Consider the following 20,443-nt stretch of genomic DNA (forward strand, 5'->3'; position numbering starts at 1 on the left):
CTCGCTGGCAACCAGAGCCGCCGGCGAGGTCGCCAGCGTGTTCCCATCGATAACGGACTACCTCCACTGCCCGTCTTGATATTTATCAACTCCTTGCCGTAAGAGCCTGACTGAAGTCACCCCCTACCCTTCAAAGTGCCCGCTGGAGAGCAACCCGGGGCAATTGGCTGCCCCGCGTCCGGGTAAACGGGGGCCCACAGGTCTTGGGGGGAACAGCCCGTGTCGCTTTCAAGATATCCGGTTTCTGCGGTGGGGTTATGCTCGGCCTGAAAGCCTTGCCTTGCTCAGCTGGAGACACGTCTATGAAGAACTATGTTTCTGGAATGGGGTTACCCCAAGAGGCCCTGTTCGACCTGGACCGGGCCAAACGCCTGTTCACCAATAAGTGGTTCTTTGCGGGCACCCGCGGTGACGTGCCCAACCCGAGAGACTTCCTGAAATTTTCCCTGTTTGAGGACGAGTATTTCCTGCTTCACGGCACCGATGGGGTCATTCGTTGTTTCGCCAACCGCTGCTCACACCAGAGTGCCCGGCTGCTGCGTGAGGCTCATGGTACCTGTCCGCCGATGATCATGTGCCCGAACCACCAGTGGGTCTACGAACTCAATGGCGGACGCCTGCTCAACGCCCCGGGGTTTGCCCCCGGCTTCCCGGATTCGGACCTGGGCTCTGCATTGAGCCTCGACGGTCTGCCGGTGGTCGAGGTCCACGGTTTATTGTTCGCCAGTCTGGACCCGGCGTGTGAGCGCAGCGATCTGGAGGAAATAGAGAACGTCATCGCCCCTTACGCCGCCCCCTATGCCCTGCAGGCCGGGGGTTATAAGCTGGCCGCCCATGAATGCCGGATTGTCGACGCCAGCTGGCTGCTGGTGATGATCAACAACCGCGAGTGCTGCCATTGCACCATCAACCATCCGGGCCTGGTCAAATTATTCGACCCCGCCAGTTTTAACGGCGCCCAATCCTCCGCCTACGATCAACTGTTTACCAAAGCGGTGCAGCGATGGGAATCGCTGGGGTTAGCCTGGCAGGAACAAGCGTTCACACCGAACGATTGTTGCCGCGTGGCCCGTTACCCCCTGCAGGAAAACTACCAATCCATCACCTTTGATGGCAAACCGGCCAGTAAAAAGCTGATTGGTCCTTTCAAAGATTACGATCAAAGCAGTCTGTCGATGTGGTTCAACCCCAACGCCTGGCTGCACTTTGCTTCGGACCACATTGCCACCAACTGGGTGCTGCCTCTTGAGAACGACACCTGTGCCCTGTACACCAGCTGGATTGTGCATGAGGACGCGGTTGAAGGCGTGGATTATGATCTGGACCACCTCAGAGAAGTCTGGCGGGTGACCAACGGGGAAGACATTGCCCTGTGCCAGTCGATGACCGCCGGTGCAAAGTCCGCATTTTATCGACCCGGCCCCTTCGCCGACGATGAGCGCTTCTGTGTGCAGCTCAGCGATTGGTACATGCAGCACTCGGAGGGCTGAGATTGCCCGGCGAAGCCGTTCACACTTCGCCGGCCGCCTTACCGGCTTCGTAACAGAGCCGCAGACGAGCTCCGAGCGAACGGAGGGGCTCGGGGGGCACCCAGCGGGGCTGGTTATGCCGGCGAATAAAATCGAGGTCATCGCTGTCGCGTCCGGCCATCCATTCCGCCAGGTAATACCCCAGATAGGTCCCCTTGGCGAGCCCGACCCCGTTCATGCCGCAAAGGGCGTACAGGTTGTCGGCAGGCCGCTGGAATACGGACTGGTGGTTGAGTGTCATGCGCAGCATGCCGCCCCAGGTGTATTCGAAATTGAGTTCGTGCAGGTCCGGGAAGCGGGCAGTAAACGATGCCCGGTGTTGTCGCCAGGCCCGCTGCAGATCCTGGGGACGGGCACGCAAGGTCGCATCAAAACTGAAACTGTTACGCACAAAGATGCGCCGGTCCGGGGTCAGGCGCACGGTGGTGCCCGCCGGATGGGCCGAGGTCAGCCCCCAGGGGGCGACGTCCGGGAACCCCCGCCTGACCTGCGTCTCTCCCATTGGGCCGGTCAGACTGGCGTAGGTAAACACCGGTACCAGTCGTTGCCGGAACAGGCCGAACTCCTCACCAAACGAGTTGGCACTGAGCACCAGGGTGGTCGCGTTGATCTCCCCGCCCAGAAACCGGGCGCGATGGGGCTTACCGTATGCGACGCCGGTCACCGGGCTGTTGTCAAACAGGGTGACGTTGTCGGGCAATGCCAGCGCCAGCCCCTGGGCCAGCGCCGCCGGGTTGATGAGGATATTGTCCGGAGTGTAAACCGCTTTCCGGTAATACCCGGTCCCCAGACGCTGCTGCAACTGGCTGTCTTCGAAGACTTCATAGGGCGCCCCCAGCGTGTCCAGGGTGCGGGTAAAGCTGTCGAGATGGCGCAGGTTAGCGGGCTCATGGGCCGCCAGATATTTGCCGGCCTTGTGCCAGGCGCAATCAATGCGGTGATGCTGGCGAATCTGATCCAGCCGGCTGATGGCAAAACGATTGAGTCGGTGTATGTGTTTGTCGACCTCGGGGTCGGCGTTGGCATCCAGATTATGGGGCAGATCAATGATAAAACCGGCATTCCTGCCCGAGGTTCCCTGGCCGACACCCAGCGCATCAACCAGGGCAATGCGGCGCTCGGGCCAGAGTTCGGCCAGGCGGCCGGCGATCGACAGTCCGGTGAAGCCGGCGCCGATAATGAGCACATCAAACGTTTGGGTGCCTTTCAGCCGATTGCCGGTCCAGCGTCCGGTTAACGGGGATGTCTCATACCAGCCCAGCTCACCATCGATGGCCGGCAACCGGGGGATCCTTCTCATGATCGGACTCCTGTATCGTATGTAACCGATAGTAGATCCTGAAAAAAGATTTACAACGGACAAATACGCACGGATTGATTCCGCCAGGGAATCGCTCCCAACAGGGGCTGCCCCTGGGTTACGCCGCAGGCGGGTGAGAAATACGCTTTCCGGAGGGAGACGGCACTATGAAACCCCTGTTCAAGAAACTGCCGCCACTGCAGACGCTGACCTTTTTCGAGGCCGCGGCCAGACACGGCAGTTTTACCCGTGCGGCCGATGAGCTGTGCGTCACCCAGAGTGCGGTCAGCAAACAGATCAAATTGCTGGAGGACTATCTGGAGGCCGAGGTGTTTCATCGGGAGCGTCGTCAGGTGGTGCTGACCGAAAATGGTCAGACACTGTTTGCCGAAGTCAAGGGAATGCTGGGACAGCTGGCGGACAGCTGCAACCGGATCCGCTCCCGGGGTTACAGCAAAAATGTCACCATTGTGTCCACAGTGGCGGTGGCCCATTACTGGTTATTCCCCCGGATTGCCCGCTTCAACATGGAGTTTCCGGACATCAACATCAATATGTACACCACCGATGAGATTGATGAGGAGCATTGCCGCAAATCGGATCTGGGCATTCTTTACGGTTACAACCGGTGGCAATCCAATCTGACCGGGCATTATCTCTTTCGTGAGCGGATCTACCCGATCTGCGCCTACGATCTGCCGCTGACCGAGATAAGTGCGCCCGAGGATCTGCTGCAGAATCGCATCATCCACCTGGACCCGTTTAAATGGCGCTGGCTGAATTGGGGAGACTGGTTCCGGCACTTCGGAATCAATTACTCTGCGTCCGGCAATTCGCCGGTGTTCAATCAGGTCCCGCTGGCGATTAACGCCGCTTTGCAGGGGATGGGCGTTACCCTGGGGTGGGAGTTTATGATTCAGGACTTGCTGGCCAATCGTTTCATCAGAATAGCCGGAGATTTTCATGTTGAAACCGACCAGGCCGATTATCTGGTGTACAGCACCGCACGTCCCCTGTCCGAATCGGCCGCCCTGTTCCGCGACTGGCTGCTGCAGGACGCCCGGGCCGACGCCGGTCGGGTAGAGGCCCTGATCGGCCACATGAATGCCCGCTGCGATTGAATCTGGCGCCGGGTGCTTTGCCTTCCTGGCCCGCCGCTACAGCAACCATTGCAAAGGAGGGAGGCGGGCCGGCCCCGCCCCCCCTCATCACACCGACTCGCTCACGGCTGCCACCTCCGGCTTGCCGAAGAACGCCGATTTGAGCGTGCCCAGACACATCAGCACCATGATCACCGAGAAGGGCAACGCCCCTATGATCATCGCCGTCTGGATGGCACTGAGGCCACCGGCCAGCATCAGAGAACCTACCACCAGGGTGAGGATCCCACCCCAGACCACCCGGTGACCGACACCCGGCTTGTCGTTGCCGCCCGCCATGATGGTGTTCAACACCAGCACTCCCGAGTCTGCCGAGGTAACCAGATAGGTCAGAATCAGCAGGATCACCATCAACGACATGCCCAAGGCCGCTCCGGCCGGTAACATCTGCTCCAGGGTCACGAACAACTGCGATTCCATGGCTGCGCCGGCAATGCTGCCGCTGGCCCCGCCAGTCAGCTCCAGATCCAGGGCGGTGCCGCCCAGCAAGGCCATCCAGAATACACACATCAGCGCGGGCATAATCAAGGCACCGAGGATGAATTCCCGGACGGTACGCCCTCTGGAAATGCGCGCCAGAAACAACCCCACGAAGGGCGCAAAAGCGATCCACCAGGCCCAGTAATAGATGGTCCAGCCCCCCTGCCACTGCCCCAGCTCCGACTCCCTCTCCCAAGTGGTGAAGCTCATCGCCGGCAACTCGAGCAGATAATCGAACAACCCGGTGAAATAGGTGGTGAAGGCAAACCCGGTGGACCCGAACAGGACAAACACCGCCAGCAAAATGAAGGACAACGTCAGGTTAATCACACTCAGCCACTTGACGCCCCGGCCGACACCGGTCATGGCCGATACAGTGGACAGCGCCATCACCAGCATCAGGGCGAGAACCATTGCGGAGCCGGTCGGTTTGCCCGCCTCCGTCAACAACCAGCCCGCCCCGGTGACACTTTCAAAACCGGACACCAGCTGCAACACGCCCGTCCCCACCGTGGTGGAAATGCCCAGTACCGTCGCCACCACCGCGATGATATCGACCAGATGCCCCAATGAACCGTTGAGCCGGTCCCCGAACAGCGGGGTCAAGGCTGAACGAATGGTCAGGGGCAGATTTTGCCGATAGGCGAAATAAGCCAGGGCCAGGCCAACCGCTACATAGATGCCCCACGCATGCAGCCCCCAGTGCAGGAACGAATAACGCATGGCGGATTCCACGGTGTCAGCGGACTGAGCGGAGACCGCCCCCTTGATCACCTCGGGGTTGTTGGAAAAGTGATACATGGGCTCGGCGATGGAGTAAAACATCAGCCCTATGCCCATACCGGCGCCGAACATCATGGCGAACCAGGCATAGTTGGTGAATTCCGGTCGCTCATGATCCAGCCCCAGTTTTATTTTGCCCACGGGACTCAGCGCCATGGCCAGGCAAAATATCAGAAACAGACTGACCGAGATGATGTAATAGGAATTGAACATCGCCAGCAGCGCGCCATTTACGGCACTCAATGTCGTCGTTGCCTGCTCCGGCATGACAATGGCGAATAACACCAGCAGAACAATCAGCGCCTTGCTGACAATGGTGATCGTCGGGTTCAGGCCCTTATAGAACCCTGCCCTTGAGGTGAGTATGCTGACTTCCAGACCGTTGGCGTTTTTTGTTGTTGTTGATTGCTTAAGCATGTATTGCTCCTTGGTCACATTAAGATGGACTTAAGTGATTCGTCTTTGGTCGCGTGATGTAAGCCGTTTGAACTCCTTTGGGATAACCTGTCTGTATGCAATTAATAAATCTGTGGGTCGTCACACCCACCGCCCGTCGGCCTAGATGAGCCAACTTTCTTCCCAGCGGTAGCCGGACAGCGGCACGCACCCTTCTTTGGTGATCAGTACCTGCTCCTCCAGCTTGACGCCTTCCTGCCCCCCCTCTGCACCGATGTAGCTTTCGATACAGAGGGTCATGTTTTCTTCAAACACCCCGTCGTACCCCGAAACACGCCAGTCTTTGCCCGAGTGCGCGATGGCCGGATACTCATCGGCCAGGCCGACACCATGGGCCACACAGCAATAGCGGTTCGCGTAAAACTCTTCGGGGATGGACCAGCTCCTGTCGGCGTACTCCCGGAAACTCATTCCCGCCTTGAGGATGTCCATGTTGTGGTGTACCTGTTGATAGGCCGCCGTATACAACCGGCGCTGCTCCTCCGTGGGGCGCACATGCCCCACGGTCCAGGCCCTGGAGATATCGGCGCAGTAGCCTTAGGGGCCGATCAGATCGGTATCAAACGCGACGATCTCCCCTTCGTTCATGACCCGCTCGCTGCACTCCTGCATCCACGGGTTAGTGCGCGGGCCGGAGGCCAGCAGACGGGTTTCGATCCACTCGCCCCCATGGCGGATGTTTTCGAAGTGCAGATAGGCCCACAGGTCCTGCTCCGTCATCCCCGGACGCAATTCGTTGTACATCCGCTCAATGCCGTGTTCACAGACCGCGATGGTCCACTTCATCAGCTCCAGTTCTTCTGCCGATTTGACCGATCGCGCCCGTTCCAGGAGGGGTTGGCCCTGCTGCAGCTGAACCCCCAGAGCGCGCAGGCAGAGCACGCCTTCCGGCTCCATCTTGTCAACCGCCAACCGCATGTTGCCACCACCGTACTGGCGCAGCAGGTCGGCAATCTCCGCCGCCCACACCCGGGCTCTTTCCGCCACCCGCGGACCGGCCCCAAAGTATGCCCAGTTCACTGCTACACGCACTTCATCCACCGTTTCCAGGTGGTTGCTCAGGTGTTCGCAGTTATGGAACTCCCAGAGGATCACCGGTCCCTCCGCAAAAACCAGGGCGTAGCGGGAGGCGTTGTGGGCGGTCCACACCTGCATGTTGGAGGCGTCGGTGGCGTAGCGGATGTTGACCGGATCATAGAGCAGCACCGCCGCACAATCGGTGTTGACCAACTGTGCTTTGACCCGGCGCAGCCGATAGGCCCGCGCCCGGCGCGGTGTTGGTTCGGACACCGGGTTGCTCAGGGGCCGATCCGCAGCAGCATCGTTGAGGTACGCCTGTTTGGTCTCGAACATTGGTTCACCCGTCCACCCGGATCGCAGTTAACGACCGGACTGCAATTGTTTCACGTACCAGTCGATGAAATTCATCACCAGACCTTCGGTTTCCTCCGAATAGGGCCCCGGTCGGTAGGCATCGGACCGGATACCCGCCTGGCTGATTTCCGCCAGCCACTTATCCTGGTCGTTAGTCTGCACCCACACATGGATCAGCGTTTCCAGGTCGTAATCCGTCCCTTCCTGAGCGTCCTCGTGGACCAGCCAGCGGGTGCGTACCAGCGTTCTGTCTTCCGACAGGGGAATGGCCATGGTGGTGACCACATGGTCACACAGGAAGTGGTGCCAGGAATTGAAATGGGTCCACATGGACAGGTCGCTGTTGTCCGGCTCGCTGAAGCCGGGCAACAGTTTGCGGCAAGCCAGCTCACCGTTCACGGTTTGTGACAGGGCACCCTTTTCCAGAATCATCATCATGGCGCGATACCACCGGTCTGCGGTCAGATCCAGCGGTTCATGGGTCATCCCCAGACGGTCCCACTGAGGGCGTTTTTTGGCATAAGCCTCGTCAATCTGGCGGGCCACGGCGGCGGCTTCCCGGGGATCATCCGGCCAGCCAAACCCGGCCCCGTAGGGCGGCCAGCTGTTCAACAACTCGGGGTGATTGGCACCGCAGTGGTAGCACTCCCGGTTGTTTTCCACCACCAGTTTCCAGTTGGCCTTTTCGATCAGGTCGATCTCTTTTACCACCTTGAGTTTGTCCAGCTGGTAGAAGCGCACGTACGGCTCCAGATCCGCCTTCATCTTGTCCATATCGGCGTAGCAAGGGTCGTCCGCCAGGTTGATGAACAACAAACCGGCGACCGATGCAATGGCGACGGGCTTGAGGCCATTGCCCTTGCAGGAAAAGTTCTCGCCCATGCGACCGGCGTAGATCAGATCGCCGTTCAGGTTATAGGTCCACTGATGGTAGGGACACACCAGATTGGGCACCCGGCCTTTGTCCGTGACACAAATCTGCGCGCCCCTGTGCCGACACGAGTTATGGAACGCGCGAACCTCGTCCTGTTCGCCCCGCACCAGAATGATGGAATTGTTGTCCACCTGGACCACCCTGAACTCGCCCTTTTTCTTGAATTCGGATACCACACCGACATAAATCCAGGTTTTCTTGAAGACCTGCTCAATGTCATACCTGAACACCTCTTTGGACGTATAAAACTCGGCCGGCAACCCATGGCCTTGCCGATACTGACGTAACAGCTCAGTGATGTGCTCCATTATCCCTTCCTCAAAAATGCGTTGTTCCTACCAAGAGGTTCATTGAATCAGTCAATATGGATCCGGTTGCTGACCAAGGTGTTCAACAAGCTCACTTATTATCAGGGGTTATTGCATCGCCACCGCTCGATCATTATTTATTAACCCCCCATCAACAAGTGACATTTAAGACTCCGTTGATGAGCGTGAGGAATGGTTTCCGATGCAAATCAAACGCCACCCTTGCGGGTGGCCCCGCGACATACATTGGAGCTTATTAGTCACGCACGCCAATTACCCCAGTGCGACCGTTAACATCCTGAAAGCGAAACCACACCGTTGTTACATACCATTCAGCCCTCATCAAAATGGAACAACCAAACCTGCGTCGACGAGCACCGGGAATGCCTCGCGCGGTGATATTTATTTAAAAGGATAATGATTATCCGGTTGCGACTATTAAGGTTCTGAAGACGAAGTTTATTGTCTTATCCAGACCCGCAATAATTCTGTAAACGGATTGCAGATTGCTTGGCGTGAAACATCACCACGGGGGCGGCCGACGCTTTCAGGTGCGGTCGACTGAACCGAATGGGCTACAACCCCGGGCTGTTCAAGAAATGCGTCTGAGACCAACGCCACGCTATTCAAGCGGCGCCCGTCTCATTAAACTCTCAGGCTTTTTTACGGTTTCGACGAGATTCAACCCGATGGCAATCAACACCCTCCCACACGCTCCGATGCTCTCCACATTCCGGCGCATTGAAGCGAGCCCTACCTTTCAGGGCACCGTTATCGCAATCATTGTGCTGTCTGCGCTGACGATCGGCGCCAAAACCTACAATTTGCCCCCGCTGATCCAGCAGGCCCTCACGGCATTGGACACCGCGATCACGGTGTTTTTTCTGATCGAAATTTTATTGCGCTTCGGCGCCTGTGAGCGCAAAAAACGCTTTTTGCTGGACGGCTGGAATCTGTTTGACACCCTGGTAGTCATCGGCAGCCTGATCCCGCTCGACAATTCCGAAGCTGTGCTGCTGGGCCGCCTGTTACGGGTATTCCGTGTGCTGCGACTGGTGTCGGTGGTGCCGGAACTGCGCTTTCTGATCAACTCGCTGCTCAAGGCCATTCCCCGCATGGGCTACATTGTGCTGCTGATGTTCATCATTTTTTACATCTACGCGGCCATGGGCTCGATGTTCTTTGCCAAAGTCGACCCCTTCCTCTGGGGGGATGTATCCATTGCCATGCTCACCCTGTTCCGGGTCGCGACCTTTGAGGACTGGACGGACGTGATGTATGACACCATGGAACATTACCCGCTCAGCTGGATTTATTATCTGACGTTTATCTTCCTGACGGCCTTTGTGTTTCTCAATATGATGATCGGTACCATCCTGGAAGTGATGAGCGAAGAGCAAACGGCCAAGCAGACGCAAAAAGCCCACGACGAACGCGACCGGATGTCGCAGCAATTGAGCGAACTGCAACAGCAACTGGACACGTTGACCCGGTTGGTGCAACAGCAGCAACGCCCGGATGATCCAGATCAAACCAGCAGCAGCTGACGCGGCAATCAGGATTACCACCTTCCTGGAAAAGCGGCTACCTTGGGGGAAGAGACCCTACAGGAGCTTGCGGCTGCCGGGAGAACCTTGTCATGCCCAGGAAATCGTCAGTGCAGTGCAAACGCGCGTATGAGCAACCTGCCAGCACGGACGGCTACCGGGTGTTGGTGGATCATATCTGGCCGCGGGGCGTGAGCAAGGACGCTCTGGCCCTCGATGACTGGTACAAAGAGATCGCCCCCTCCGACGCACTACGCAAGTGGTTCGATCACGACCCGAAACTCTGGGCAGCCTTCTACCAAAAGTACCACGCCGAGCTGAAAGACCAGCACCCGGACCAGGTCGACGCCTTGCTGAAACAAGCCAAAGCGGGCGCTCTGACACTGGTGTACGCGGCGAAAGATGAACAGCACAACAACGCGGTGGCCCTGAAGATGCTGTTGGACGAACGGCTCTGACCCGGTCATTCCGAAGAAGGGATGGCTCAGAACAACCCGGGCTTGGTCGTGGCCAAACAGATTATCAGTATCACCTGCACCAGCGCGGCGACAGCCGCCACGAATCGTGCCCGCCAGCCGCGGGATGGCTTGAGCGCGAATACTCCTGCGCAGATATAACCACATAGCAGCGCTAGTTTGACTGCCAGCCAGGACTGCTCCAGCGGATTCCAGCCCCCCACACCCAGCAAACCGATGGCGGCTGCCAGCAACACCGTGTCATTCAGATGGGGAACCCAGCGCATGGGCGTTTGGCGCCATCCGGCTATGCCCATGGCGTCCAGCATCAATCGCCCCAGCAACAGGGTCACCGTCAGATACGCCGCTGTCATGTGGAGGTGTTTCAGAGCCACGTATGCACTCACCTATCCGTCTCCATTGAACAACACCCGGGCAGAGCACACTTTCTTGTCAGGTATGCCGATTCAAAACATCTATGTACAATACTTGTTAATGCGAGCGCCATCCCCCTATGGCGACTCAACATTTTGCGCTCAAGCGACGCATTTTCAGCCTGGAGCCTACCTCATGCAAGCACCCCCGATTTCGACACCCTCTGCGTCCGCCAGCGTTCAGCAACTGTTTGCCTACCCCTTCCGGATTTTTTTGTGTCCATGGGCCTGCTGGCGGTCATCGCCGTGCCCTTGTGGGTGCTCCAGTTAACCGGTGCCGTGCATCTGCCGCTGGCTCTGCCGGCCCTCTACTGGCACCAGCATGAAATGCTGTTTGGGTTTTTAACCGCCGCCATTGCCGGCTTTCTGCTGACGGCCGTATGCGTGTGGACCCAGACCGAGCGCACCTGCGGCACGCGGCTGTTTTTGCTGTGGCTGGTGTGGCTGGCAGGGCGATTGTTATTGACATTCGGCGCCGGCGCGCCGGCTTGGCTGGTGCACAGCGTAAATCTGGCGTTTTTGCCTCTGGTGATGCTCGACACCGGCTGGCGCGTCTGGCAGGCCAAACAAACGCGGCAAGTCATGATTCTGGTGGTTCTGGGGCTGTTATGGGCCATGCAAATCGGCTTTGTCCTCCGGCTCAACCCGGTGTACGGCCACGGCGCTCTCATTATGGCACTGGCGCTGATCAGCATTGTGGGCGGACGCATCACGCCGGCATTCACGAGAGGCGGGTTACAGCGGTTGGGCCTTGCCCCGGACCAGGTCCGAACGACTCCAAAACTGGATCTGGCTGTGCTCGTTACCATGGCATTGTTGCTGGCGTCTATGTTACTGGGGTGGCCAGCAGCGGCCGGCAGGCTGGCGCTGGTCGCTGGTGTGCTGACACTGATCCGTCTGTACGGCTGGAAGGGTTGGAAAGTGCGCAGCATACCTTTGCTGTGGGTATTGCATCAATCCATTTTATGGGTACCCATTGCCTTGCTTCTGCTGGCCGGTAATGTGTTTCTCGGTTGGCCTTCCAATGCCTGGAGTCACGCCGCCGGCACCGGCGCCATCGGCTGCCTGGTTCTGGGGGTGGTGGCACGGGTATCACTGGGGCACACGGGGCGGCCACTGGTCTTACCCAAAGGTCTGATACTGGCATTTGTAGCCATCCAACTGGCCGCGCTGGTGCGAGTTATCACGGCGTTCGGGCTGCTGCCATGGCCCACGGGCATTGGCACCAGCAGCGTGCTATGGACGCTCGCGTACGGCCTTTTTCTGTTCCGTTACACCCACATGCTGGCCAGTCCGCGCGCCGATGGACGTGCCGGCTGACAACCACCGGTCAAATTTCACTAACCTCTGGTCAATAGGGGCAGGCGTAATTTAAGGTATAATCAATGGATTCATATTCTTTACCGGAGACGGCCATGCAGCCTGATCATTTTGACAAAGCGGCTTTGATTGAATGTGGTTACGGCCGCCTGTTTGAAAGCGCCATGCGTCTGCCCACAGACCAGATGCTGATGCTGGACCGTATTACCCATATCGATGACAACGGCGGGGAGTTCGGCAAAGGCCGCATCGTCGCCGAGCTCGACATCAACCCCGACCTGTGGTTTTTCAAGTGCCATTTCGACAGTGACCCGGTGATGCCCGGCTGTCTGGGCATTGACGCCCTGTGGCAACTGGTGGGCTTTTACCTCGCTTGGGGTGGTGGACAGGGCAAAGGCCGCGCCTTGGGCGCGGGCGAAATCAAGTTTTTTGGCCAGGTGCTACCCGAAAACAAGCTGGTACGCTACCATCTTGATATCAAACGGGTAGTCAGACGCAAGCTGACCATGGCCGTGGCCGATGGCCGCATGGAAGTGGACGGTCGCGAAATCTATACCGCCAAAGATTTGCGGGTTGGCGTATTCACCTCAACTGATGATTTCTAAGGGAGAGCACCCGATGCGTCGTGTCGTCATTACCGGTATGGGCATAGTGTCCAGCCTCGGAACCAACAAAGAAGAAGTCACTCAGTCGCTGAGAGACTCCAAACCGGGTATCGGTTTCAGCCAGGAAGCCGCAGACGCGGGCTTGCGCAGCCACGTGTGCGGGCAAATCGACCTGAACCTGCCGGAGCTGATTGATCGCAAACTGTGGCGCTTCATGTGCCCGGCGTCCGGCTACACCTACCTGGCCATGAAAGAAGCCATCGAACAGGCTGGCCTGACCGACGAGCAGATTCGCGCCAACTCCACCGGCGTAATCATGGGCACCGGCGGCGCCTCTACCATCGAACTGATGGATTCGATCGATACCCATCGTGAAAAAGGCATTCGCCGTGTCGGACCCTACCGGGTACCCCGCACTATGGGCAGCGCCATCAACGCGTCCATGGCCACCGCCTTCGGTATTACCGGCGTGAACTACGGCATCACCTCAGCCTGTGCCACCAGTGCCCACTGCATTGGCCACGCCGCCGACCTGATCGCCTGGGGCCGCCAGGATGTGATGTTCGCCGGGGGCGGCGAAGACATTCACTGGTCACTGAGCCTGTTGTTTGACGCCATGGGCGCTCTGTCCACCAAATACAACGATACCCCGGAAACGGCTTCACGCACCTACGACGCCAACCGCGACGGCTTCGTCATCTCCGGTGGCGGCGGCGTAGTGGTGCTGGAGGAGCTGGAGCACGCCAAGGCTCGCGGCGCCAACATCATCGCCGAACTGGTCGGTTTCGGTGCCAACTCCGACGGCGCCGACATGGTCGCCCCCAGCGGTGAAGGCGCGGTCCGCTGCATGCAGCAGGCCATGGCGGGCGTTGACGGTGAAATCAGTTACATCAACACCCACGGCACCAGCACCCCAGCGGGTGACATCACCGAACTGGAAGCCATCCGCAAGACCTTTGGCGACAAAATGCCGCCGGTGGGCTCCACCAAACCGCTGAGCGGTCACGCACTGGGGGCAGCGGGAGTGCACGAGGCCATCTACAGCCTGCTGATGCAGCAAAACCGCTTCATCGCAGCGTCGGCCAACATTCAGGACCTTGACCCGAAGGCCACGGACTTCCCGATCGTGCGCGAGCGTCAGGACGACGTAGACCTGCCGCTGATTATGAGCAACAGCTTCGGTTTCGGCGGCACCAACGGCACGCTGATCTTTAAAGCGCCACCGCTGGCCTGACCGACGAGCGGAATTCAGCCGGCGACTTGCCCATCCAGCGCTTGAATGCCCGGCTGAATGCGCTCAGCTCTGAGAACCCCAGCAACTCGGCTACCTCCGCCAGGGACCGGTTGCAGTCGCGCAGGTACGTCAGTGCCTGCTCGCGCCTGACCTCTTCAAGCAAGCCCGCAAACGTCACATTCTCTGCTTTCAGGCGCCGGTAGAGCGTATGGCGGCTCATGTTCAGCTCAGCCGCAATCTTTTCCACCCGCACCCCACCTTTCGCCAACTGCCGGGCGATCAACGGCCGCACCTGCACACTCAGGGAAATCGCCGGCAGCATGCGGACCTGAATCAATTGCCACAGCCGCTGTAACTGGGACGGTGACAATCTGGTCGCAGGCTCCGCCAACTGATCAACCGACAGGCCGGTGTATCTGGCCAGCTCCCGCGCCGAAAACCCAGCCGAATCCAGGTAGCGCAGCATCGCCGTCACCAACCCTTCCAGTGCATCCGAACGCATTATCACACTCTCATTCATTGGTTATTATCAGACGTCTATTCGCTGTCATGTAACGAGCCAGAACATGGCTCCAAATTTCAGCGTACGCATGTTAGCCGAAAAAAACGCAGAAAAACATTAAGCTCGATCAATTCAGGCCACCCCCGGCCGGGGCAAACCCCACCCCCCACTAATGTCTTTTAGCGACCGGCGGTGCAAGTGCGTTATACTCTGGGCACGCAAAAAATAATACCTGACTAATTTAGTAGGGTATTGTACAATCATTGGTCATAAAGCACAGATCGCCAGCCCGGCGACGGGCCTGGCCGCACCATAACTATTGACTGCAAGGCGCGCGCACTTTATGTGACCTTGGCAGCGGTCTGTAAACCATCCGGCGGTACACTCCCACCACGGAGATGCCGGTGAACCCTTGGGGCACACCACCCCTGATGAGAGCATACGGAGCGACCGATCATGACGAACACCGAACAACAGGTGAGCGAGCTGATCAAACGGGAATACGAGCACGGGTTCGTAACCGACATTGAAGCGGATTCGTTTGAGCCGGGGCTCAACGAAGACGTCATTCGACGTTTGTCAGCCATCAAGAACGAACCTGAATTCATGCTTGAATGGCGCCTGAAGGCGTATCGCCGCTGGTTGACGATGGAGGAGCCCAACTGGGCCCACCTGAATTACCCGAAGATCGACTTCAATGCCATTTCCTATTACTCCGCCCCCAAGCGTCCCGAAGACATGCCCCAGAGCCTGGACGAAGTGGATCCGGAGTTGCTGCGCACCTACGAACGCCTCGGCATCCCCCTGCACGAACACGCCAAACTGGCCGGGGTTGCGGTTGACGCGGTGTTCGACTCGGTGTCCGTCGTCACCACCTTCAAAGAGCCGCTGGAAAAAGCCGGGGTCATTTTCTGCCCGATTTCCGAAGCCGTACAAAAGTACCCGGAACTGGTCCAGAAGTACCTGGGCAGCGTGGTCCCCATGGGCGACAACTATTTTGCCGCACTCAACTCGGCGGTGTTCTCCGACGGCTCTTTTGTGTACATCCCCAAAGGCGTTCGCTGCCCGATGGAGTTGTCCACCTATTTCCGCATCAACGCGGCCAACACCGGGCAATTCGAGCGCACCCTGATCATCGCGGAAGACGACAGCTACGTCAGCTACCTCGAAGGCTGCACCGCCCCCATGCGCGACGAAAACCAGTTGCACGCGGCGGTGGTTGAGCTGGTGATCCTGGACAATGCAGAGATCAAATACTCCACCGTACAGAACTGGTACCCCGGCGATGAGCACGGCAAAGGCGGCATCTACAACTTTGTGACCAAGCGCGCCGCCTGTATCGGCAAGAACTCCAAAGTGTCCTGGACGCAGGTAGAGACCGGTTCCGCCATCACCTGGAAATACCCCAGCAGCGTGCTGCGCGGGGAAGGCAGCATCGGCGAGTTTTACTCGGTGGCGCTGACGCACAACTACCAGCAGGCCGATACCGGCACCAAGATGATCCACTTGGGCAAAAACACCACCAGCACCATTATTTCCAAGGGTATCTCGGCGGGTCGTAGCAGCAACACCTACCGGGGGCTGGTCAAGATTGGCCCGGGTGCGGAAGGCGCACGCAACTTCACTGAGTGCGACTCCCTGCTGATCGGCGATCAGTGTGCCGCGCATACCTTCCCGTACATTGAGGGCAGCGCCAAAACCGCCATCCTGGAACACGAGGCCACTACCTCCAAAGTGAGCGACGAGCAGATGTTCCTCTGCCGTCAGCGGGGCATTGACCCCGAGCAGGCCGTGTCCATGATCGTTAACGGTTTCTGCAAATCCGTATTCCAGGAGCTGCCCATGGAGTTTGCCGTTGAAGCAGGCAAGCTGCTGGAAGTCAGCCTTGAGGGGGCGGTAGGTTAAGCGCCTGCCCTACAACCGAACTCAGTCAGTTTAACAAGAGAGATTTTAACGCATGCTCAGCATCAAAAACCTGCACGCCTCCGTAGAGGGAAAGCAAATACTCAACGGCCTCAGCCTGGAGATCAAGGCCGGTGAAGTTCACGCCATCATGGGCCCCAATGGCTCAGGTAAAAGCACCCTGTCCCAGGTGCTGGCAGGTAACGAAGCCTTTGAAGTGACCGAAGGGGAAGTGCTGATGGATGGCACCAACCTGCTGGACAAAGCGACCGAAGTGCGCGCGCAGGAAGGTCTGTTCCTGGCGTTCCAGTACCCGGTGGAGATCCCCGGTGTCAGCAATATGCAGTTTCTGCACACCTCGGTCAACGCGCTGCGCAAGCATCGCGGTGAGCCCGAACTCAATGCCGCTGAATTCATCAAGCTGGCGCGGGAAACCTCCAAACAGGTGGATCTGGATCCGTCCTTTCTGAAGCGGGGCGTGAACGAAGGCTTCTCCGGTGGTGAGAAGAAGCGCAACGAGATCATGCAGGCCTTGCTGCTGCAGCCACGCCTGGCCATTCTGGATGAAACCGATTCCGGACTGGATATTGACGCCCTGAAAGTCGTCTCCGACGGAGTGAACGCGCTGCGCTCGGCAGACCGCGCCATTTTGATGATCACCCACTACCAGCGCCTGCTCAACTACATCGTCCCGGATTTCGTGCACGTGCTGTCAGAAGGTAAGATCATCAAGTCCGGTGGTCGTGAACTGGCTCTGGAACTCGAAGAGCGCGGCTATGGCTGGCTCGGCATCAAAGACGACGCAGAGACAGCCAGCTAAAGGAGCCCGCAGGAATGAAATCTGTACCCATGCTTTCCAGCGCCTTTCTTGCGCCGGCCGGGCAGTCACTGCCGCAGCCGTTGCTTGAATTGCGCCAGCAGCGCGGCACCGCTTTGGTGGATATGCCGCTGCCCACACGCAAAACCGAAAACTGGAAGTATTCCAGCCGTTATCTGCAGCTGACCGACGCCATCGCCGCCAGCTTGCCGGTCAGCGACCGGATCGACACCCCGCTGGCCAAAGTGCCGGGCTACCAGGTAGTGATCCGCAACGGGGTCATGGTGCCGTCCGCCAGCACCCTGCCCGCGGTTGAGGGCGTCACCATCAGCCGCTTTGCCGACTTGAGCGACGAAGTCGCCAGCAGCCTGGCGGAACGCCTCGACAACACTCTGGACGCCAACGCAGTGCAGCTGGCGCGCCTGAACACCGCGCGCTTTGAAGACGGCCTGTACATCCGCCTGGCACCGGAAGCGGTGCTCGATCAGCCGCTGTTTATCATCTATGAAACCGATGCCAGTCAAAGTGGCTCGGCTTACCCGCGCCTGTACGTCGAGGCCGGCCACCACAGTCAGGCGACCATTGTCGAAGAATTCCTGTCCACCGGCAGCGAAGCGGCTCTGGTGAACGCCGTCAGCGAGTTCACTCTCGCAGACAGCGCCCAGATCACCAACGTGCGCCTGTCGGCAGACGGCGAGAGCGTGCAGCACATCGGCGCCACCGGCGCACGCCTGCAAGGCCACGCCCGCTTCGAAAGCCACTGCGTAGGCTTTGGTGGGCCCCTGCGCCGCCACGATCTGCAGGTGCGACTGGAAAAGCCCGGTGCCGAATGCCTGCTGAACGGGGCGGTGGTCACCCAGGGTCGCCAGCACTACGACAACCACACCACCATCGAGCACATAGCGCCGCACTGCAACAGCGAAGAAAACTATCGCAATATTGCCGCGGGTCAGTCCCACGCCATTTTCCGGGGCCGCATCCATATTCACCGGGATGCGCAGAAGTCGAACGGCCACATGAACAACAAGAACCTGTTGTTGTCCAGTGGGGCCGAGATCGACACCAAACCCGAATTGGAAATTTACGCGGACGACGTCAAGTGTGCCCACGGTGCCACCATCGGCCAACTCGACGAAGAGTCGCTGTTTTATCTGGTGGCGCGGGGGATCCCCCGTCGCGAAGCCCAGACTCTGCTGACCATGGCGTTCATTAACGAATTGATTCAGCAGATTCCGGTGGCCGCGGTGCGGGATGCGTCCCTGCCGAGACTCAACCAGTTCATTGACCAGACATTCGAGGAGGCCTGACGGTTATGACGGACCTTTCCATGGCAAGCTCAGCCACACAGTCAGTGCTGGACGTTGACGCAATCCGGCAGGACTTTCCGATCCTGGCCCAACAGATCAACGGCAACCCACTGGTGTATCTGGACAACGGTGCCTCGGCCCACAAACCGCTGGCCGTGCTCAATGCCATGGACCGTTATTACCGCGAACAGCACTCCAATGTTCACCGCGGTGCGCACACCCTCGGTGATCGCGCCACCATGGTGTTCGAAGGGGCCCGCGAAACGGTACGGGCCTTTGTGAACGCCGGCAGCACCGAAGAAATCATCTGGACCCGGGGCACCACGGAAGCCATCAATCTGATCGCCAACGGTCTGGCCGAGCGCCTGAGTGCGGGTGACGAGATTCTGGTCAGCCGGATGGAGCACCACGCCAACATCGTGCCCTGGCAGATGCTGGCGGAGCGCACCGGCGCCCGGGTGGTGCCGGTTGAGGTGACCGCCTCCGGCGAACTCGATCTGGAGTCGTTTGCCGCCCTGCTGAACGAGCGCACCCGCATCTTTGCCATTACCCACGTGTCCAACGTGCTGGGCACCGTCAACCCGGTGGCGTCCATGGTGGCCCAGGCCAAGGCCGCCGGCGCCATCACCGTGATTGACGGCGCCCAGGCGGTACCGCACTTCAAACCCGATGTGCAGGCACTGGACTGCGATTTTTACGCGTTTTCGTCTCACAAAATGTTCGGGCCCACGGGCATTGGGGTGCTTTACGGCCGCAAACAGTTGCTGGAAGCCATGCCGCCCTATCAGGGCGGTGGTGAGATGATCGAGCGGGTGTCGTTTGAACGCACCACCTGGAACACCCTGCCCTACAAATTTGAAGCCGGCACCCCCGCCATCGCCGAAGCGGTGGGCCTCGGGGCGGCCATCGACTACCTGAACAGGCTGGACCGCGTGGCGCTGGAAGCGGCCGAAACGGGTCTGCTGGCCAGAGCCAATGCACTGGTGGAAACCGTTCCCGGCATGCAAATTATCGGCACCGCCGCACACAGGGTGCCGGTGATGTCGTTCAAAATTGACGGCCTGCACCCCAGTGACATAGGCACCCTGCTGGACCAGCAAGGCATCGCCATCCGCACCGGACACCATTGCGCCATGCCACTCATGGATTTCTATGGGGTTCCCGGTACTGCGAGAGCGTCGTTTGCGTTCTACAATACGCTCGACGAAGTGGAACAATTGTTCACTGCATTACAAAAAATTCAACGCCTGTTCGCCTGACGGAGGTGGATTCATGACAGCCGTAACCTTCACTCCCGAGACGGTTACCCCCAAAGTGGGTGTGACCATGACGCCCGCGGCGGCCAGTCACGTACGCAAACAACTGGCCAAGCACCCGGACGCCAAAGGCATCCGCCTGGCGATCAAGAACAGCGGATGCTCCGGTTTCAAGTACGAAACCGAGTGGGTTCATACCCCGCTGGACGAGGACCAGATCTTCAGTATTGATGGCGTCGATATTTACGTAGAGCGCCAGCACCTGCCCCTGGTAAACGGCATTGAAATTGATTTTGTCACCCAGGGGATCAACTCCATGTTCGAGTTCCGCAACCCGAACGCCACGGCCGAATGCGGCTGCGGTGAAAGTTTTACAATTTCCTGACCCAACCCCCTCTCCCCGGCCCTCTCCCGCGAGGGGAGAGGGAGTAAAAAGAGTCGAACCGGGGCAATTGGCTATAACCTCTCTCCTCCCGCGAGAGAGAGGGAGTCAAAAGCGTCGGGCCGGGACAATGGACCTTAATCTCTCTCCTCTCGCGGGAGAGGAGGATAAAGCGTCGAATCGGGGCAATTGGTTATAGCCCTCTTCCCCCGCGGGAGAAGACGTATAAAACGTCGGGCCGAGGCAGTTGGCTATGGCTCCTCTTCCCCTGCGGGAAAGGAAGTATAAAGCGTCGGGCCGGGGCAGTTGGCTATGGCTCCTCTTCCCCTGCGGGAAAGGAAGTATAAAGCGTCGCGCC

Annotated in this window: 17 protein-coding genes and 1 pseudogene; 12 read left to right on the forward strand and 6 right to left on the reverse strand. The window is 58.8% G+C overall.

What is annotated here, in order from left to right:
• Positions 1-302: 302 nt before the first annotated feature.
• Positions 303-1,490, forward strand: a complete 1,188-nt coding sequence (locus tag BG841_RS03005; RefSeq protein WP_158007590.1) for an aromatic ring-hydroxylating oxygenase subunit alpha — start codon at positions 303-305, stop codon at positions 1,488-1,490.
• Between the two features lie 19 nt (positions 1,491-1,509).
• Here BG841_RS03005 and BG841_RS03010 read toward each other — a convergent pair whose 3' ends face one another.
• Positions 1,510-2,829, reverse strand: a complete 1,320-nt coding sequence (locus tag BG841_RS03010; RefSeq protein WP_070056303.1) for an NAD(P)/FAD-dependent oxidoreductase — start codon at positions 2,827-2,829, stop codon at positions 1,510-1,512.
• A gap of 167 nt (positions 2,830-2,996) precedes the next feature.
• Between BG841_RS03010 and BG841_RS03015 the strand changes: the two genes are divergently transcribed.
• Entirely contained in the window at positions 2,997-3,950 is a 954-nt protein-coding gene (locus tag BG841_RS03015) for a LysR substrate-binding domain-containing protein (protein ID WP_070056304.1), read from the forward strand.
• An 87-nt stretch (positions 3,951-4,037) separates the two neighbouring features.
• Here BG841_RS03015 and BG841_RS03020 read toward each other — a convergent pair whose 3' ends face one another.
• From BG841_RS03020 to BG841_RS03030, 3 genes and pseudogenes are all read right to left on the reverse strand, one after another.
• The gene (locus BG841_RS03020; RefSeq protein WP_070056305.1) at positions 4,038-5,669 is read right to left on the reverse strand and encodes a BCCT family transporter; all 1,632 of its coding nucleotides are present in this window, start codon (positions 5,667-5,669) and stop codon (positions 4,038-4,040) included.
• A gap of 141 nt (positions 5,670-5,810) precedes the next feature.
• Positions 5,811-7,061: pseudogene (locus tag BG841_RS03025) on the reverse strand (M24 family metallopeptidase).
• 27 nt (positions 7,062-7,088) lie between these two features.
• On the reverse strand, positions 7,089-8,324 hold the full coding sequence (locus BG841_RS03030; RefSeq protein ID WP_070056306.1) for an aromatic ring-hydroxylating oxygenase subunit alpha: 1,236 nt from the start codon (positions 8,322-8,324) through the stop codon (positions 7,089-7,091).
• A 689-nt stretch (positions 8,325-9,013) separates the two neighbouring features.
• Here BG841_RS03030 and BG841_RS03035 point away from each other — a divergent pair.
• Both BG841_RS03035 and BG841_RS03040 read left to right on the forward strand, forming a co-directional pair.
• Complete coding sequence (locus tag BG841_RS03035; RefSeq protein WP_070056307.1) at positions 9,014-9,871, forward strand: ion transporter; 858 nt, start codon at positions 9,014-9,016, stop codon at positions 9,869-9,871.
• A 92-nt stretch (positions 9,872-9,963) separates the two neighbouring features.
• Complete coding sequence (locus BG841_RS03040) at positions 9,964-10,329, forward strand: DUF488 domain-containing protein (protein ID WP_070056308.1); 366 nt, start codon at positions 9,964-9,966, stop codon at positions 10,327-10,329.
• Positions 10,330-10,355: 26 nt separating this feature from the next.
• Here the strand turns inward: BG841_RS03040 and BG841_RS03045 are convergent, their stop codons facing one another.
• Positions 10,356-10,733, reverse strand: a complete 378-nt coding sequence (locus BG841_RS03045) for a SirB2 family protein (protein ID WP_074454273.1) — start codon at positions 10,731-10,733, stop codon at positions 10,356-10,358.
• Between the two features lie 249 nt (positions 10,734-10,982).
• Here BG841_RS03045 and BG841_RS03050 point away from each other — a divergent pair, with 249 nt between their 5' ends.
• The 3 genes from BG841_RS03050 to fabB all read left to right on the forward strand — a co-directional run bounded on the left by BG841_RS03050 (position 10,983) and on the right by fabB (position 13,919).
• Positions 10,983-12,080, forward strand: a complete 1,098-nt coding sequence (locus tag BG841_RS03050) for an NnrS family protein (RefSeq protein ID WP_322853382.1) — start codon at positions 10,983-10,985, stop codon at positions 12,078-12,080.
• 95 nt (positions 12,081-12,175) lie between these two features.
• Positions 12,176-12,685, forward strand: coding sequence for a bifunctional 3-hydroxydecanoyl-ACP dehydratase/trans-2-decenoyl-ACP isomerase (fabA, locus tag BG841_RS03055; protein WP_070056309.1), 510 nt, complete (start codon positions 12,176-12,178; stop codon positions 12,683-12,685).
• A gap of 13 nt (positions 12,686-12,698) precedes the next feature.
• Positions 12,699-13,919, forward strand: coding sequence for a beta-ketoacyl-ACP synthase I (fabB, locus tag BG841_RS03060; RefSeq protein WP_070056310.1), 1,221 nt, complete (start codon positions 12,699-12,701; stop codon positions 13,917-13,919).
• On the opposite strand, the gene BG841_RS03065 is transcribed toward fabB, so the two are convergent.
• Entirely contained in the window at positions 13,897-14,421 is a 525-nt protein-coding gene (locus tag BG841_RS03065) for a helix-turn-helix domain-containing protein (protein ID WP_228141579.1), read from the reverse strand. The genes fabB and BG841_RS03065 overlap by 23 nt on opposite strands.
• A 456-nt stretch (positions 14,422-14,877) precedes the next feature.
• Between BG841_RS03065 and sufB the strand changes: the two genes are divergently transcribed.
• The 5 genes from sufB to BG841_RS03090 are packed head-to-tail and all read left to right on the forward strand — an operon-like array spanning position 14,878 to position 20,088.
• Positions 14,878-16,326 carry a Fe-S cluster assembly protein SufB gene (sufB, locus tag BG841_RS03070; RefSeq protein WP_070056311.1) on the forward strand — a complete coding sequence of 483 codons (1,449 nt, stop codon included), beginning with the start codon at positions 14,878-14,880 and terminating at the stop codon, positions 16,324-16,326.
• A 52-nt stretch (positions 16,327-16,378) separates the two neighbouring features.
• On the forward strand, positions 16,379-17,143 hold the full coding sequence (sufC, locus tag BG841_RS03075; protein WP_070056312.1) for a Fe-S cluster assembly ATPase SufC: 765 nt from the start codon (positions 16,379-16,381) through the stop codon (positions 17,141-17,143).
• Positions 17,144-17,157: 14 nt separating this feature from the next.
• Positions 17,158-18,447 (forward strand): Fe-S cluster assembly protein SufD, encoded by a 1,290-nt coding sequence (gene sufD, locus BG841_RS03080; protein ID WP_070056313.1) that lies wholly within the window; start codon positions 17,158-17,160, stop codon positions 18,445-18,447.
• A gap of 5 nt (positions 18,448-18,452) precedes the next feature.
• Positions 18,453-19,706 (forward strand): aminotransferase class V-fold PLP-dependent enzyme, encoded by a 1,254-nt coding sequence (locus BG841_RS03085; protein WP_070056314.1) that lies wholly within the window; start codon positions 18,453-18,455, stop codon positions 19,704-19,706.
• A gap of 13 nt (positions 19,707-19,719) precedes the next feature.
• On the forward strand, positions 19,720-20,088 hold the full coding sequence (locus BG841_RS03090) for a HesB/IscA family protein (RefSeq protein ID WP_070056315.1): 369 nt from the start codon (positions 19,720-19,722) through the stop codon (positions 20,086-20,088).
• Positions 20,089-20,443: the final 355 nt, after the last annotated feature.

It is taken from the genome of Marinobacter sp. X15-166B (assembly GCF_001752365.1).
Classification (GTDB): Bacteria; Pseudomonadota; Gammaproteobacteria; order Pseudomonadales; family Oleiphilaceae; genus Marinobacter.